Origin of the sequence: Micromonospora sediminicola, from assembly GCF_900089585.1 — a bacterium.
GTDB classification, from domain to species: domain Bacteria; phylum Actinomycetota; class Actinomycetes; order Mycobacteriales; family Micromonosporaceae; genus Micromonospora; species Micromonospora sediminicola.
The window spans coordinates 936,217-951,491 of sequence record NZ_FLRH01000004.1 but is presented as its reverse complement, the minus strand read 5'-3'; the positions used below and the strand labels follow the sequence as shown (position 1 = coordinate 951,491).

The following is a 15,275-nucleotide window of genomic DNA, read 5'->3' as shown; positions in this document are numbered from 1 at the left end:
GGACCGGAGTGACGGAAGCCGTAGCGTGGTGGTGGTGAGACGAGGGGATCCGGCGGGCCCGCGCGCGACCCACGACCCGGTCGTAGCGGCGTGGGGCGCGGTGCGGCGGACCGGCTCCGCCACGGCCCGCGACCGACTGGTACGGCTGCGACTGAGCCTGCTCGTGGCGGTCCAGTCGGGCGTGGCCGCGGCCGGCGCGTGGTGGATCGCCAACGACGTGTTGGACAATCCCCAGCCCCTGTTCGCGCCCGCCGTGGCGGTGGGCACCATCGCCAGTTCGGTGGGTCAGCGCTTCCGCCGGACCCTGTTCCTGGTCGCCGGTGTCGCGGTCGGCATCACCCTCGGCGACCTGTTGGTCTCCTGGGTGGGGCAGGGCCACGTGCAGATCGGTGTCATCGTGGCGGCATCGATCCTGTTCGCCGTGCTGCTGAGCGGCGAGGGGTCGTTCGTGACCCAGGTCGGTGGCAGCGCCATGGTGATCGCGGTGCTGGCCCCGGCCAACACGAATTTGGCGGTGCCGCGCTTCGTCGACGGCATCGTCGGCGGGGTGGTGGGCATCCTCGTCGCGCTGGTGGTGCTCCCCCTGCACCCGATCCACCGGATCCGGCGCGCCGGTCGACCGTTGCTCGACCGCATCGCCACCGAACTGGACCGGGTGGCCGAGGCCGCCCGGAATCGGGACGCCGAGCTGGCCAAGCGGGCCCTCGACACACTGCGCGGCGTCGACACCTCGGACCTGGACACGGCGCTGTCGGCGGCCGTCGAGGTCGTCCGCATCTCACCGCTGCGGTGGCACAACCACAACTCGCTGGAGGGCTGGAGGCACGGCGCCGCACTGATGATGCGCTCCCTGCTGCAGAGTCGTGACCTCGCGCTCAACCTGGAGAGCGCGCTCCGTAGCGACGAGCCGGTACCGCCCCGGCTCGCGGACGCCGTCGACAGCCTCGCCGAGGCCGTCCGGCACGTGGCCGTGGAGTGGTCGCCGTCGGCCAACCGGCCGTCCCGGTCCCAACGAGCCGCGATGACGGCCATCCGTCAGGCTCAGGAGGCACTCACCAGCGGGCTGCGGATCGGTGGCGTCAACCTGGCTAACGACATCAGCATCATCGCCGTGAACACCATCCGCGCGAGCGGTGTGAGCAAGCACGACGCCGAGACGCTACGGCGCGACCTCGCCCCCGACACCGCCACGGACCCCGGCGAGCGGAAGCCGGCAGCGGATCGCCCGCAGGCCGGGCCGGCCGGCCCGCTGACGCACGGTGCGGAAGATCCGCCCTGAACCGGCAGCCGGCTCAGGTGTCCGCCAGCCAGTCCTGATCGCCCAGGCCGGAGATCTCCAGCACGCGTCGGACCTGCCGGGACGGCAGGACGACGAGCGCGCCCGGGAAGCGCTGGGACAGCCGCACCACCGCGTGGATGGCGGCCGAGTCGAAGAAGGTGACCGCGCGCAGGTCGAGCGTGAGCAGCTTGGCGGGCTCGCGGAGCGCGCTCTGGAACATGGTGTCCGCGGTCGCCATGTCGACCTCGCCGGTCACCAGGACACGGAGGTGGTCGCCCTCGCCCTCCGCCGTCACGGTGAAGACGGGCGGTGCACCCCCTTGATCCACGCAGCAACAATGGCACAGCGTTTGCGGCACGGCAACAACCTGGTGGGCGGGGCCGTGGCGGGGGTCACGGGGGTGCCGGCGATAGTCTGAGGACATGACCGTCCGTGCGCCGCTGACCCCCGGCACGCTCTCCCCGTGGCGAGCGGTCCCCGCCCACATTCCGCGCCCCGAGTACGTGGGGAAGAAGCGCCCGCAGGAGTGGCGCGGGTCCCACGTGCAGACGCCGGAGACCATCGAGAAGATGCGGGTGGCCGGTCGGCTCGCGGCCCGGGCCACCCAGCTCGCGGGTGAGCACTGCAAGCCGGGGGTGACCACCGATGAGATCGACCAGGTGGTGCACGAGTTCCTCTGCGACCACGGCGCCTACCCGTCGACGCTGGGCTACAAGGGCTTTCCCAAGTCCTGCTGCACCAGCGTCAACGAGGTGATCTGCCACGGCATCCCCGACTCGACGGTGCTCCAGGACGGCGACATCGTCAACGTCGACGTCACGGCCTACCTGAACGGGGTGCACGGCGACACCGACGCGACCTTCTGCGTCGGTGAGGTGGGCGAGGAGGCCCGCCTGCTGGTCGAGCGGACCCACGCGGCGATGATGCGCGGCATCAAGGCGGTCGCGCCGGGCCGGCAGATCAACGTCATCGGCCGGGTGATCGAGTCCTACGCCAAGCGCTTCGGCTACGGCGTGGTGCGCGACTTCACCGGCCACGGCATCGGCGAGGCCTTCCACAGCGGCCTCTACGTCCCGCACTACGACAGCCCGCGCCCCACCGACCTGATGGAACCTGGGATGACCTTCACCATCGAGCCGATGATCACCCTCGGCACCCACCAGTACGACATGTGGGACGACGGCTGGACGGTGGTCACCAAGGACCGGAGGTGGACGGCGCAGTTCGAGCACACCATCGTCGTGACCGACGACGGCTACGAGATCCTGACCCTGCCGTGACCGACACCCCGGCGGCGCTGCGCGAGGCGCACCACGCGGACGTGTCCGGCGGCTGGCTGCGGCCGGCGGTCTTCGGCGCCATGGACGGTCTGGTCACCAACATCGCGCTGATCGCCGGTGTCGGTGGCGGCGGGGTGTCCCCGCGCAGCGTCGTGCTCACCGGCACGGCCGGCCTGGTGGCCGGCGCCATCTCGATGGGTCTGGGCGAGTACACGAGCGTCCGGTCCGCCAACGAGCAGGTGGCCGCCGAGGTGGCCAAGGAGCGGCGGGAGCTGGAACGGCACCCGGAGGCGGAGGCCCGCGAGCTGGCCGACGCGTGGGTGGCCCGCGGGCTGCCCCGCGACCTGGCCACCCAGGTCGCCGAGGCGGTGCGCGCCAACCCGGAGGAGGCGCTGCGCGTCCACGTCCGGGAGGAGTTGGGCGTCGACCCCGACGACCAGCCCAGCCCGTGGGCGGCGGCGATCTCGTCGTTCATCTGCTTCTCGATCGGCGCCCTGGTGCCGCTGCTGCCGTACCTGCTCGGCTTCACCAGCCTGTGGCTGGCCCTCGGCGTCGGCGGCGTGGGGCTCTTCCTCGCCGGGGCGATCGTGGCCCGGTTCACCTACCGCGCCTGGTGGAGCGGCGGCCTGCGGCAGCTGCTGCTCGGCGCGCTGGCAGCCGGCGCGACCTATCTGATCGGCGCGCTGATCGGGGTTGGTGGCGGTATCGGCTGACGGCCCCGCGCTCAGCCGTCCAGCAGGTCGTCGACGGTGCCGTCGACCGGCCGGCCCCGGGCGGCCAGTTCCTCGGCCTGCCGGGTCAACACCGCGCCCACCTCGGTCATGTCCGCCCCGGCCAGCCCGGTCCGCCGCACCGCGTCCCCCGGATCGCGGAAGTAGGTGCGACTGAACAGCCCCTGCACGGTCGCGGCGGCCAGCCGGGCCTCACCGAGCACGAGCAGCGCCTGGTCGGTCTCGTACCACTCGGCCAGCCGCAGCGCGCGGGCGTGCGCCGCGCTGCCCCGGTACCAGGCCTGCCGCGCGGCGGTGGTGAACTCGGCCGGTCGGGCCCGGGCCAGCCGGGCGAGGTGCTCGTCGCGCAGCTTCGGCAGCCAGCCGGTCGGATCGTGCAGGGCGCGGGTGGTGACGTACCGGTCAGCCGCCAGCGGCCAGCCCGCCGTGATCGTGGTCGCCCGCCGCAGGTAGTCGTCCGCCCCGGCCACGGTCAGGTCGACCAGCACCCCGTCGACGCGGCGGGTGGACGGCCTCGGCCCGGCACCCGGTCGGTAGGTGGCGACGAGCAGCCCCACCTCGCTGTCCCCGCCGCCGTCGTCGTCGCCGTGCGCGAGCGGGCCGTGCACCGCGACCGCGAGCACGTCGGCCGGGAAGCGGCGGAGGACGGCGTCCCCTACCCGCTCGGCCACCCGCCACCGCGGGTCGTCCAGACTCCGTTCGGCGGTCAACGTCCACCTCCATCCGGCGAACAACGCGGCGGCCTCCAGCCACCCCAGTCAGGTCGGCCCGCGCACCCACCTCGCCGCGACCCCGGTGGCAAGGGGGCACCGCGAGGAGGCTCAGACCCGTGCCGTCCGCCGGACCCCTAGGACCGGTTGGCGGTTGGGGCCAGGCGGAAGACCTTGATCTCGCGGCCACCGGCCCGCTCGACGTACGTGCGGTACGCGGGCCACTCCTGCACCAGCCGCTGGAACAGCCGTTCCCGTTCCTCGCCGGTGACCTGCTCGGCGGTGACCGGGATCCGGCGGCCCTTGACGTCCACCTCGGCGCCCGGGTGGGCCATCAGGTTGAACGTCCAGGACGGTTGGTGTCGTTGCCCCCAGTTCGAGCCGATCACCACGTAGGCGTCGCCGTCGGGGACGTAGACCAGGGGGTTGCTGCGGGGCTTGCCGGAGCGGCGGCCGGTGGAGGTGAGCACCAGTGTGGGCACCAGCCCGAAGGCGACCACGCGACCCTTCGTCAGCCGGCCGACGAGCCGGTCGGCGGGGACGAGCAGACGCATGGTGGTGGCGAACCACTGCTGGTGACCGAGGCGGCGGGTGAGGGATCCCAGAGCGGTCACCCGTCCAGTCTGCCGCCCCCGCCGCGCCCCGTCACCCCCCTGCGGACCCCGGTCAGTCGAGGCGACGTTCGACCGGCAGGCGGGAGCGGGTGAGCAGCGCCGCGCCCAGCATCGCCACCACCGGCACCACCACCAGCACCGTCATGGTCTGGCCGGGCACGGTCAGCGGGTACGGCGGCTGCACCGGCCAGGACTGCGCGTACCGCTGGTTGAGCGCGGCCAGGATGACGGCGGCCGAGCCGAGCCCCGCCACGATGCCCAGCGCCGAGCCGATGCCCGCGATCACCCCGGCCTGCCAGAGCGACAGCACCCGGCGTACCCGGGGGTCGGCGCCGACCGCGGCGAGCGTGGACAGGTCCCGGCGGCCCTCGGCGGCGGCCAGGCCGGTGGCGACCGCGGCGGCGCCGAGCGTGATCACCCCCGACGCGGCGGCCAGCAGGAGCAGCAACGGCCGCTGGTTCGACGGCGGTTGTGCGGTCGCCATCTGGGCGGACAGCTCGACGACCGCGGCCAGTTCCTCGGTCAGCCGCTCACGCTGCCGCTCGGTGGGCGGGCCGGTGGTGTCCACCAGGTAGCCCAGCGGCTCGGCGGCCAGGCCGAGCGTGGTCGCGGCGGCGGGGGAGAGCACCAGCCGGTCGACCGGGAGGCCGCCGCGCAGGACGTACCCGGGCAGGTGCCGGACCGTCGTCCGGCTGTCCGAGGTGCGGTTGACCTCCAGTCGCACCTGCCCGTCCACCAGGTGCCGGGGGTCGGTGACCACGACGCCACCGGCGGCCAGGGCGCGGCGCGCGGCGGCCAGCTCGTCGGCCGGGGCGCCGGTGAGCGCGGCCAGCGCGCCGCCGTCGTCCACCAGCGTCGGCAGCGAGACGTCGTCCGGCTCCCGGAACGGCTGGACGCAGCGGGGGTCGTGCCGGGTCGAGGCGGGACCCTCCTCGTACGGCCCGTACGGGCACCGTTCCGTCGGCGGACGCACGGCGACGGCCATGCAGTAGTCGTCCGGGCCGGCGGGGCGGGCGCACACCGCGCCGGCCACCGTGCTGACGGTGGCGCCCGGCAGCACCGTCCGCACCCGCTCGGCGACCGCGCCGGCCGCCGGCGGCGAACCGGTCACCGGCCCGCCGGCGGGCATGAGGATCATGTTGCCCGGTGGCAGGCCGGGCTGCCAGAGCGCCTGGCTGCGGGCGTCGTCGCTGGCCAGGTAGACGCCGAGCGCCACGCTGCCGGCGACCGCCGCCATCACGGCCGAGATGGCCGGCGCGGCCGACGACCGGTTGCGGCTGGCGTCGCGCAGCGCGAGCCGGGGCGTCAGCGGCAGCAGTCGCCCGGCCCGGGCGAGCAACCCGACCAGCATGGGCGTGCAGAAGACCAGCCCCAGCTCGCCGAGGGCCACGCCGGCCAGCACCCCGGTGGGCGAGGTCCGGGAGGCGGCGTACGCGGCCAGCGCGGTGCCGGCGGCGGTCAGCAGGAGACCGATCAGCAACCACCGGCGGCCCGGCCGGGGTGGTTCGCGCCGCCCGGCCAGGCCGGCCACCACGTCCTGCCGGGACGCGGCCCAGGCCGGCGCGAGCGCCGCGAGCACCCCGGCCAGCACCGCCACCGCGGCGATCGCGGCCAGCGCGGTCGGGAAGACCCGGTACGCGGCCATCCGCTCCTGGAGCAGGTACTGCTCGACCAGCGGTCGCGCGGCGATCGCCGTCCCGACGCCGAGCAGCAGGCCGAGGGCGGCCCCGCCGGCGCCGAGCACCACCCCGTCGGCGAGCACGATCCGGCGCAGGTGCGCGGCGTCGCCACCGGCCACCGCGACCAGCGCGAGGTCCCGTCGCCGGCGGCGGACGCCGACCGCGAAGGCCGGTCCGACGAGCAGCACCACCTCCAGCAGGCCCAGCCCGCCGACCAGCGCCACGCTGCCGGTCTGCTCGACGTCGGGGATGGACGGACCGCGGGCCAGTTCCTGCCGCCCCGGCAGCCTGGTACGGGTGGTCACCTGGACGCCCTGCGCGTTCAGCCGGTCGACGAGCGCGGGGTCCACCGAGCCGGGCAGGTCCACCAGCCAGCTCGACTCGGCCGGTGGACTGTCCGGGGCAAGGTCGGCCAGCGTGACCATCTCGCGCAGGTTGTCGGGGAACTCGACCACGCCGACCACCCGGTAGGTGGTGCCGTCGGTCGTGCGCACCGGCGCGCCGACGCGGGTGTCCAGCCGGCGCAGCGCGGCCGCGTTGACCGCGATCTCGTCCGGGCGCGTCGGGGGGCGGCCCTCGCGTACCCGGGCCAGCGGCCGGGCGAGCGGATCGGTCAAGTCGACGGCCCGGGCGTCCATCGACCTGACCTTGCGCCCGATCCGGGTCTCGAACGACAGCCACCAGCGGACCCGGGTGACCCGGCTGCCGGCGGGCAGGAGCGCCCGCAACTCGTCGGCGGTGACCGGGCGGGTCCGGGGGACCGGGTCGTCCCCGACCGACCAGGCCGACTCGCCCCAGGCATCCTGCGTGACCGGGGACAGGTCGGTCCAGCGCAGCTCGGCGTCGGCGCCGCCGAGCCGGCGGTCGAGCCGTTCCGCCCGGGTCAGGTCCGACATGTCGTAGCTGGCGGCGGTGAAGCTGAGGCCGAGGACCGGCAGCGCGATCATCGCCAGCACCAGCAGCGTGCGCCGCCGGGACCGCAGCGCCTCGCGCCGGGCGATCCGCAGCGCGGGCCGCCACGACCGGAGCGCGGCGGCGAACCGCCCGCGGTTCACCGGCTGCTGCCGCTGAGCAGGTGCTCGACCCCGACCAGCGGGGCGGTCGAGTCGACCAGCACCCCGTCGCGCAGGAACACCACCCGGTCGGCCCAGCCGGCGTGGCGGGCCTCGTGCGTGACCAGCACGCCGGCCGCGCCGGCGTCCACCCGGCGGCGCAGCAGGTGCAGCACCGCCTCGCCGGCCTGGGAGTCCAGCGCCCCGGTCGGTTCGTCGGCCAGCACCAGCCGGCGCTCGCCGACCAGCGCCCGGGCGATCGCCACCCGCTGCTGCTGGCCGCCGGACATCTGGTCCGGGAAGCGGTCGGCCAGGCCGGCGACGTCCACCTCGCGCAGCGCGGCCAGGGCGAGCCGGCGGGCCGCCCGCACCCCGGTGCCGTCCAGCTCCAGGGGGAGGGCCACGTTCTCCACCGCGGTCAGGCTGCCGAGCAGGTTCAGGTCCTGGAAGACGTACCCGATCCGGCGCCGGCGCAGGCGGGCCAGCTCGCGGGCGGCGAGCCCGCCGAGCGCCTCGCCCTCGACCAGCACCTCACCGGCCGTGGGCCGGTCCAGGCCGCCGGCCAGCGCCAGCAGGGTGGACTTGCCGGAGCCGGAGGGGCCCATCACGGCCACCATCTCGCCGGCGGCCACGGTGAGGCTGACGCCGCGCAGCGCGTGCACGGCGGCCTCGCCGCCACCGTGCGTGCGGTGCACCGCACGCAGCTCCAGCACCCCGTCGGTCGGGTTCATCCGCGCCTCCCGTGCCGCCTCACCGGCGGGCTTCGTCGCCGGCCCGGTCCACCGCCTCGGGGTGGTCCGCCGGTCGGGCCGGCGCCGGGCGGTGCCGGACCAGGCTGGTCTCGCAGTGGTCGAGCCAGCGCACCTCGGCCTCGGCCTGGAAGATCATCGCGTCCAGCACCAACCGCCAGGGCAGATCCTCCGGCTTGTCGCTGGCGTACTTCAACCGGGTGAACTCCTGCAGGGCACGCATGGTGGCGCTGCGCTGGGTCTGCACCACCGCGCGGACGTCCACCCCGGGGGTGGTCAGCGCCAACGCCAGCTTGATCGACAGCTCGTCCCGGGGCCGGTCCGCGCGGCTGATCGGCGTGGCGAACCAGAGCGCCAGGTCCGCGCGCCCGGCGTCGGTGATCTCGTACGGCCGCTGCCCGCCCTCGTTCTCCGGCAGTGGGCGGACCAGTCCGTCGCGTTCCAGCCGCGCGAGCGTGGTGTAGACCTGCCCGATGTTCAGCGGCCAGGTCGACCCGGTCGACTCCTCGAACGCGGCGCGCAGCTGGTAGCCGTACATCTGGCCGCGTTCGAGCAGGGCGAGCAGGCCGTGACGGATGGACATGGCGTGGAGTATGCATACCTGGTATGCGGCCCGCAACCGCAGGGCTCCGCCGGGTGACCGGGCCCGCGCTCAGGCCGTGCGGCCCGGGAAGGCGACGGTGACCGGAGTCACCCCCGCCGTACGCCGCCAGCGGGTGGCCCGCAACGCGCAGTCGGTGAGCGCGGCGAGTGCGGTGTTGCGGTCGGGGCCGGTGGTGTGCGGCAGCGCGGCCCGCCAGTGCCCGGCGGTCCGCTCCTCGATCTCCACCGCCAGCCGCAGCGCGCCGGCCCGGTCGGTCACCGGGAAGGGCAGCGCGTAGCCGGCCCGGTCGGCGGGCACCTGGCCGGAGCCCTCGGCGAGTTGGAGGAGCAACGCGTCGCGGCGGGACCGGTGGGCCGCCTCGGCGGCGCGGGCGGCCGTGCGGGCCGCGTCGGTGAGGTGCACGCCGATCACCCCGTACGCCCAGATCGCCGCGTACTCGGCGGCGAGCGCGTCGGCGAGGGCCTGGGTCGGGCCGCTGGTCGGGCTCGGGGCGTACCGGCCGGGCAGGGCCTGGCGGCCCTCGCTGCGCTCGGTGCGTTCGCTCACGCTGTGCAAGCCGGGCGTGCGCTCACGGCCCTCGCTGCGCTCGGTGCGTTCGCTCACGCTGTGCAAGCCGGGCGTGCGCTCACGGCCCTCGCTGCGCTCGGTGCGTTCGCTCACTTCAGGGCCTCCACGTGGGTGGCCCGGGCGGCGGCGATCGAGCCGAGCAGCGCGGCCCGCTCGGCCGGCGCGGCGGCGCACGCCTTCGCGGCGTTGGTCCGGCCCTGCTGCTCGGCCCGGCGCAGGTCGGTCAGCACCCCGTCCGGCTCGGTGACCGGCGCGCCCGACGGGTCGGCCGCCGGCGTGCCGGAGGGCGCCGGCCGACCGATCACCCGGCGCAGTTCGTCGGCGTGCGCCCGGTGCGCGTCGGCGATCGGGGTCAGCCGCGCGGCGAGCGCTGGCGCGGCGGTCGCCGCCGCCCGGTAGCGGGCCTCCAGGGCGAGCGCCTCGGCCGCCAACGGCTCCAACGCGTCCGGCGGCGACGGCTCGTCGTCACGGTCGAAAAGATCACAACCAGTCAGCGGCGCGGTCGCGCCACCCAGCGCCACGAGCGCGCCCGCGCGCAGCAGGCGACGCCGGGAATGCCCCGCTCTGACCTGGTCGGATGGTGTTCTGCCGGTCCCCACCGCACAAGTCAACACCATCTCCGCCGCCCCGTGGGGCAGGGTCGTCGGTGCGCCGCCCGGGCCGCCGCCGCGCCCAAGCGTTACGCTCTGCGCAGCCACCGGGCGCGGACGCCCCGGTGGCGTACCGGCATGGCGGGACGACCGCCCGCGCCGGCGCGGGACCAACACGGCCCGGTGGGCCGTGGCAACAGCAGAGAGGTACGCGGAATGACGCAGCGTGGCCGTGCCACCCGGCCGACGGGGCCCAGCGGACGGCCTCGCCGGTCCGACGGCCCCCGCGGCGCGGACCGGGGCGGCGCACCCCGCGGCGACCTCGCCGCGCGCCGGACCCGGCTGCGCGAGGTGATCGAGCCGGTGGTCACCGCTGCCGGCTACGACCTGGAGGACCTCTCCGTCTCCCGGGCCGGCCGGCGGCACGTGGTCCGGGTGATCGTGGACGCCGACGGCGGGATCAACCTGGACGCCGTCGCGGACGTGTCCCGGGCGGTCTCCGCGGCGCTGGACGCGGCCGAGGAGGCCGGCGGCGACATCGTCGCCGGCGAGTACCAGCTGGAGGTCAGCTCCCCCGGTGTGGACCGTCCGCTCACCCTGCCCCGGCACTGGCGACGCAACGTCGGCCGGCTGGTCAAGGTCACCGTGCGCGGCGGGGCCGGCGACCGGCAGCTCACCGGCCGGGTGACGGCCGCCGACGACGAGCGGGTGGAGCTGGAGAGCGACGCCGGGCCCGTCACGCACGCGTACGCCGAACTGGGCCCCGGCCGGGTCCAGGTGGAGTTCTCCCGCCTGGACGACGAGGACCTCGGTGACGACACCGACATCGACGACGACGACGAAGATCTGGAGGACGAGGAGAGGTGAACATCGACCTCGCGGCGCTGCGCGCCCTGGAGCGCGAGCGGGAGATCCCGTTCGACACGATCCTCGCGGCGATCGAGACCGCGCTGCTGACCGCCTACCGGCACACCGACGGCGCCGAGGCGCACGCCCGGGTGGAGATCGACCGCAAGAGCGGGGCCGCCTCGGTCTACGCGCAGGAGCTGGACGCCGACGGCACGGTGACCCGGGAGTGGGACGACACCCCGCACGACTTCGGTCGGATCGCCGCCATGACCGCGAAGCAGGTGATCCTCCAGCGGCTGCGGGAGGCCACCGACGAGGTGCACTTCGGCGAGTACGTCGGCCGCGACGGTGACCTGGTCACCGGCGTGGTGCAGGCGCACGAGACCCGCCGGGAGAAGGGCATCGTCAGCGTCGACCTGGGCAAGCTGGAGGGCGTCCTGCCCCAGTCCGAGCAGGTCCCCGGCGAGCGGTACGAGCACGGCGAGCGGATCCGCTGCGTCGTGGTGCACGTCGCCAAGGGAATGCGCGGGCCGCAGATCACGCTGTCCCGTTCGCACCCGGCGCTGGTGAAGAAGCTGTTCGCGCTGGAGGTGCCGGAGATCGCCGACGGTACGGTGGAGATCGGCGCGATCGCCCGTGAGGCAGGTCACCGCACGAAGATCGCCGTCCGGTCGACCGCTTCCGGCGTCAACGCCAAGGGCGCCTGCATCGGCCCGATGGGCCAGCGGGTCCGCGCGGTGATGAGCGAGCTGCACGGCGAGAAGATCGACATCATCGACTGGTCGGACGACCCGGCCACCTTCGTCGGCAACGCCCTCTCGCCGGCCAAGGCCCTGCGGGTCGAGGTGGTCGACCTGGCCAGCCGTACCGCCCGGGTCACCGTTCCGGACTTCCAGCTCTCGCTCGCGATCGGCCGGGAAGGGCAGAACGCCCGCCTCGCGGCCCGCCTGACCGGTTGGCGGATCGACATCCGCTCCGACGCGGAGACCGCCGGCCCGTCCGCGCGGGGCGGAGCTGATCACGTCCCGGAGCCGGGCGGCGCGATCTCGAGCAGCTAGGGGTAGACTTGCTCAGTGGCACGACGCGCGCTGCCGGAGCGCACCTGTGTGGGCTGCCGGAAACGAGCGCCGGCCAGCGAGTTGCTGCGGGTCGTCGCGGTCGGTGACAAGGCTGGTCAGACCAGTCTTCGGCCCGATCCGGTCCGCAGACTGCCGGGTCGGGGAGCGAACATGCACCCCAATCCGGCCTGCTTCGCGCAAGCGGTGCGGCGCCGCGCCTTCGGGCGGGCGCTGCGCGTCACCGGGGTCCCCGACCACGGTGCGCTCGCGGAGCACGTCGACGCGCAACCCCCGACGACCGGTCAAGCCCGTCCGGTCGAGGGTCGCTAGCAAGGTAGGACGACCGACATGAGCACACGATGAAGTCCCTGAAATGACCAGGCTTCAAGTGCACGAGTGAGGTCGCTGCGGGTGCTGCCCGCACGACCTCGGAGTGAGGAGTGCAGTGGCAGGAAAGGCCCGCGTACACGAGCTTGCCAAGGAGCTCGGGGTCGAAAGCAAGACCGTTCTCGCCAAACTCAAGGAGATGGGCGAGTTCGTGAAGTCCGCGTCCAGCACCGTCGAGGCGCCTGTCGCCCGACGGCTGCGGAGCGCGTTCGTAGCCGGTTCCTCGGCGCCCGCCGCCCCGCCGGCGGCCGCGCCCAGCGGACCGGCACCGACCCCGACGCCCACCCCGACCCCGGGCGCTCCCCGGGTCTCGGCCCGGCCGACGCCGCCCCGGCGTCCGGCCGCGCCGGCTCCAGGACCGAAGCCCAAGGGCCCGGTCCCCGGCCCGCCGCAGCCGGCGACCCCGGTCGCCAAGCCGGCGAGCGCGCACGACATCGAAGTGGCGGCCGCCGAGGCGCGTGCCGCCGCGCTGAAGGCTGAGCAGGAGGCCGCGGTCAAGGCCGCGCAGGCCGCCCGCCAGCAGCAGCGTGAGACCGTTCGCCGGGAGCCTCCGGCCGAGGGCGGTCCCCGCCCCGGTCCGCGTCCCGGCCCGAACGCCATGCCGCCGCGTCCGGGTTCCCCGGCCGCCGGTCGGCCCGGTGGCCCGGGCCAGGGTCCGGGTGCCCGGCCCGGTGGTCGTCCGCCGGCGCGGGGCGCCGGTAACAACCCGTTCGGCATCCAGGGTGGCCAGCAGCAGCGGCCGCCGGCCGCGGGTGCGGGCGGTCCCCGTCCCAGCCCGGCCGGGATGCCGCCGCGGCCGAGCCCGGCGTCCATGCCGCCGCGGCCCAGCCCGGCGTCCATGCCGAGCCAGCGCCCGACCACGGGTCGCCCCGGCGGCCCCGGTGGCGGTCGTGGCGGTCCCGGTGGCGGCGCGGGTCGTCCCGGTGGCGGCGGCGGTGGCTACCGCGGCGGTCCCGGTGGCGGCGGCGGTGGCGGTGGCTACCGCGGCGGTCCCGGTGGCGGCGGCGGTGGCGGTGGCTACCGCGGTGGCCCCGGTGGCGGTGGCGGCGCACCCGGTGGCGGTTTCCGTCCGCCGGCCGGCGGCGGTGGCCGTCCGGGTGGCGGCGGTCGTGGCCGTGGCGGCGGCGCCGCGGGTGCCTTCGGGCGTCCGGGTGGTCGGCCGACCCGTGGTCGCAAGTCCAAGAAGCAGCGCAGACAGGAGTTCGACAACCTGTCGGCCCCGACCATGTCCTCGGGTGCTCCCCGTGGCCAGGGTCAGGTCGTCCGGCTGTCCCGTGGCGCCTCGCTGTCGGACTTCGCCGACAAGATCAACGCCAACCCGGGTTCGCTGGTCCAGGAGATGTTCAACCTGGGCGAGATGGTGACCGCGACGCAGTCGTGTTCCGACGAGACCCTGCTGCTGCTGGGTGAGCACCTCGGCTTCGACGTGCAGATCGTCAGCCCGGAGGACGAGGACCGCGAGCTGCTCGCGCAGTTCAACATCGACCTCGACGCCGAGGTCGCGGCGGACCGCCTGGTCAGCCGTGCGCCGGTGGTGACCGTCATGGGTCACGTCGACCACGGTAAGACCAAGCTGCTCGACGCGATCCGCAAGGCGAACGTGGTGGCCGGCGAGGCGGGTGGCATCACCCAGCACATCGGCGCCTACCAGGTGCACGTCCCGCACGAGGGCGAGGACCGCGCGGTGACCTTCATCGACACCCCGGGTCACGAGGCGTTCACCGCCATGCGTGCCCGTGGTGCGCAGGTCACCGACATCGTGATCCTCGTGGTCGCGGCGGACGACGGCGTGATGCCGCAGACCATCGAGGCGCTCAACCACGCCAAGGCGGCGGACGTGCCGATCGTGGTCGCGGTCAACAAGGTCGACAAGCCCGAGGCGAACCCGGACAAGGTCCGCCAGCAGCTGACCGAGTACGGCCTGGTCGCCGAGGAGTACGGCGGCGACACGATGTTCGTCAACGTGGCCGCGAAGCCCGGTATCGGCATCGAGGAGCTGCTCGAGGCCGTCCTGCTGACCGCCGACGCGTCACTGGAGCTGACCGCTCCGATCGACGGGCCGGCGCAGGGTGTGGCCATCGAGGCGCACCTGGACAAGGGCCGGGGCGCGGTGGCGACCGTGCTCGTGCAGAAGGGCACCCTGCGTGCCGGCGACTCCATCGTCGCCGGTGGGGCGCACGGCCGGGTCCGGGCCATGCTGGACGAGAACGGCAAGCCGGTCGACGAGGCCGGGCCGGCGCGTCCGGTCATGGTGCTCGGTCTGACCACGGTGCCGGGTGCGGGTGACACCTTCCTGGCCGCCGAGGACGACCGGACCGTTCGGCAGATCGCCGAGCAGCGGCAGGCGCGGCGGCGGGCGGCGTCGTTCGCCAACTCCCGTGGCCGGGCCACTCTCGAGACGCTCATGGAGCAGCTCAAGGAGGGCGAGAAGACCTCGCTCAACCTGGTGCTCAAGGGCGACGGCTCCGGTTCCGTGGAGGCGCTCGAGGACGCGCTGTTCAACCTCGACATCCCCGAGGAGGTCCAGCTCCGGATCATCCACCGGGGCGTGGGCGCGATCACCGAGAGCGACGTCATGCTCGCGAGCGCCTCGAACGAGGCGGTCACGATCATCGGCTTCAACGTGCGGGCCGCCAACAAGGTCCGCGAGATCGCCGACCGCGAGGGCGTGGAGATCCGGTACTACACGGTCATCTACCAGGCCATCGAGGAGATCGACGCCGCGCTCAAGGGTCTGCTCAAGCCGGAGTACGAGGAGGTCGAGCTGGGCACCGCGGAGATCCGCGACGTCTTCCGCTCGTCCAAGATCGGCAACATCTCCGGCTGTATCGTCCGGTCCGGTCTCATCCGCCGCAACGCCAAGGCGCGGCTGCTGCGGGACGGGGCGGTCGTGGCGGACAACCTCACGATCAGCTCCTTGAAGCGGTTCAAGGACGACGCGACCGAGGTCCGCGAAGGCTTCGAGTGTGGTCTGACGCTGGGCGGTTACAACAACGTCCAGGTCGGCGACATCATCGAGACCTTCGAGATGCGGGAGAAGCCGCGCGCCTGAGCGGTGTGACATGACGACGGCCGGGGCCCCAGGGCCCCGGCCGTCGCCGTTTCCGCAGGCTGGAACAATCTCCG

14 protein-coding genes and 1 pseudogene are annotated in these 15,275 nt (G+C 74.6%); 7 read left to right on the top strand and 8 right to left on the bottom strand.

From position 1 onward, the window contains the following. Positions 1–34 precede the first annotated feature (34 nt). The gene (locus GA0070622_RS32710; RefSeq protein ID WP_176710573.1) at positions 35–1,279 is read left to right on the top strand and encodes an FUSC family protein; all 1,245 of its coding nucleotides are present in this window, start codon (positions 35–37) and stop codon (positions 1,277–1,279) included. A 13-nt stretch (positions 1,280–1,292) separates the two neighbouring features. Here the strand turns inward: GA0070622_RS32710 and GA0070622_RS25885 are convergent, their stop codons facing one another. Next, positions 1,293–1,607, bottom strand: a complete 315-nt coding sequence (locus tag GA0070622_RS25885) for an STAS domain-containing protein (protein ID WP_245666820.1) — start codon at positions 1,605–1,607, stop codon at positions 1,293–1,295. A 94-nt stretch (positions 1,608–1,701) separates the two neighbouring features. On the opposite strand from GA0070622_RS25885, the gene map reads away from it, so the two are divergent. Continuing rightward, a complete protein-coding gene (gene map / locus GA0070622_RS25880; RefSeq protein ID WP_091580016.1) occupies positions 1,702–2,559 on the top strand; it encodes a type I methionyl aminopeptidase in 858 nt (285 codons plus the stop codon). Beyond that, complete coding sequence (locus GA0070622_RS25875; protein ID WP_091580011.1) at positions 2,556–3,272, top strand: VIT1/CCC1 transporter family protein; 717 nt, start codon at positions 2,556–2,558, stop codon at positions 3,270–3,272. Before map ends, GA0070622_RS25875 begins: the two co-directional genes overlap by 4 nt. An 11-nt stretch (positions 3,273–3,283) precedes the next feature. On the opposite strand, the gene GA0070622_RS25870 is transcribed toward GA0070622_RS25875, so the two are convergent. The 7 genes from GA0070622_RS25870 to GA0070622_RS25840 all read right to left on the bottom strand — a co-directional run bounded on the left by GA0070622_RS25870 (position 3,284) and on the right by GA0070622_RS25840 (position 9,807). Continuing rightward, positions 3,284–4,000: a hypothetical protein gene (locus tag GA0070622_RS25870; RefSeq protein ID WP_091580008.1), complete on the bottom strand. Its 717-nt coding sequence runs from the start codon at positions 3,998–4,000 to the stop codon at positions 3,284–3,286. A gap of 137 nt (positions 4,001–4,137) precedes the next feature. Then, positions 4,138–4,614 (bottom strand): nitroreductase family deazaflavin-dependent oxidoreductase, encoded by a 477-nt coding sequence (locus GA0070622_RS25865; RefSeq protein ID WP_091580004.1) that lies wholly within the window; start codon positions 4,612–4,614, stop codon positions 4,138–4,140. A gap of 52 nt (positions 4,615–4,666) precedes the next feature. Continuing rightward, positions 4,667–7,348, bottom strand: a complete 2,682-nt coding sequence (locus GA0070622_RS25860; RefSeq protein WP_091580000.1) for an FtsX-like permease family protein — start codon at positions 7,346–7,348, stop codon at positions 4,667–4,669. After that, entirely contained in the window at positions 7,345–8,076 is a 732-nt protein-coding gene (locus GA0070622_RS25855) for an ABC transporter ATP-binding protein (protein ID WP_091579995.1), read from the bottom strand. The genes GA0070622_RS25860 and GA0070622_RS25855 overlap by 4 nt, the downstream gene beginning before the upstream one ends. 19 nt (positions 8,077–8,095) lie before the next feature. Next, entirely contained in the window at positions 8,096–8,677 is a 582-nt protein-coding gene (locus tag GA0070622_RS25850) for a PadR family transcriptional regulator (protein WP_091579992.1), read from the bottom strand. 69 nt (positions 8,678–8,746) lie between these two features. Continuing rightward, positions 8,747–9,205, bottom strand: a complete 459-nt coding sequence (locus tag GA0070622_RS25845; protein ID WP_091584005.1) for a ferritin-like domain-containing protein — start codon at positions 9,203–9,205, stop codon at positions 8,747–8,749. Positions 9,206–9,354: 149 nt separating this feature from the next. After that, positions 9,355–9,807 (bottom strand): hypothetical protein, encoded by a 453-nt coding sequence (locus GA0070622_RS25840; RefSeq protein WP_176558895.1) that lies wholly within the window; start codon positions 9,805–9,807, stop codon positions 9,355–9,357. A 264-nt stretch (positions 9,808–10,071) separates the two neighbouring features. Between GA0070622_RS25840 and rimP the strand changes: the two genes are divergently transcribed. The 4 genes and pseudogenes from rimP (at position 10,072) to infB (ending at position 15,201) form a co-directional block, all read left to right on the top strand. Next, entirely contained in the window at positions 10,072–10,722 is a 651-nt protein-coding gene (gene rimP, locus GA0070622_RS25835; RefSeq protein WP_091579984.1) for a ribosome maturation factor RimP, read from the top strand. Next, entirely contained in the window at positions 10,719–11,762 is a 1,044-nt protein-coding gene (gene nusA, locus GA0070622_RS25830; protein WP_091579980.1) for a transcription termination factor NusA, read from the top strand. Before rimP ends, nusA begins: the two co-directional genes overlap by 4 nt. Positions 11,763–11,777: 15 nt before the next feature. Next, positions 11,778–12,114 (top strand): annotated as a pseudogene (locus GA0070622_RS25825) (YlxR family protein). Positions 12,115–12,207: 93 nt separating this feature from the next. Next, positions 12,208–15,201, top strand: a complete 2,994-nt coding sequence (gene infB, locus GA0070622_RS25820; protein WP_091579975.1) for a translation initiation factor IF-2 — start codon at positions 12,208–12,210, stop codon at positions 15,199–15,201. Positions 15,202–15,275 lie beyond the last annotated feature (74 nt).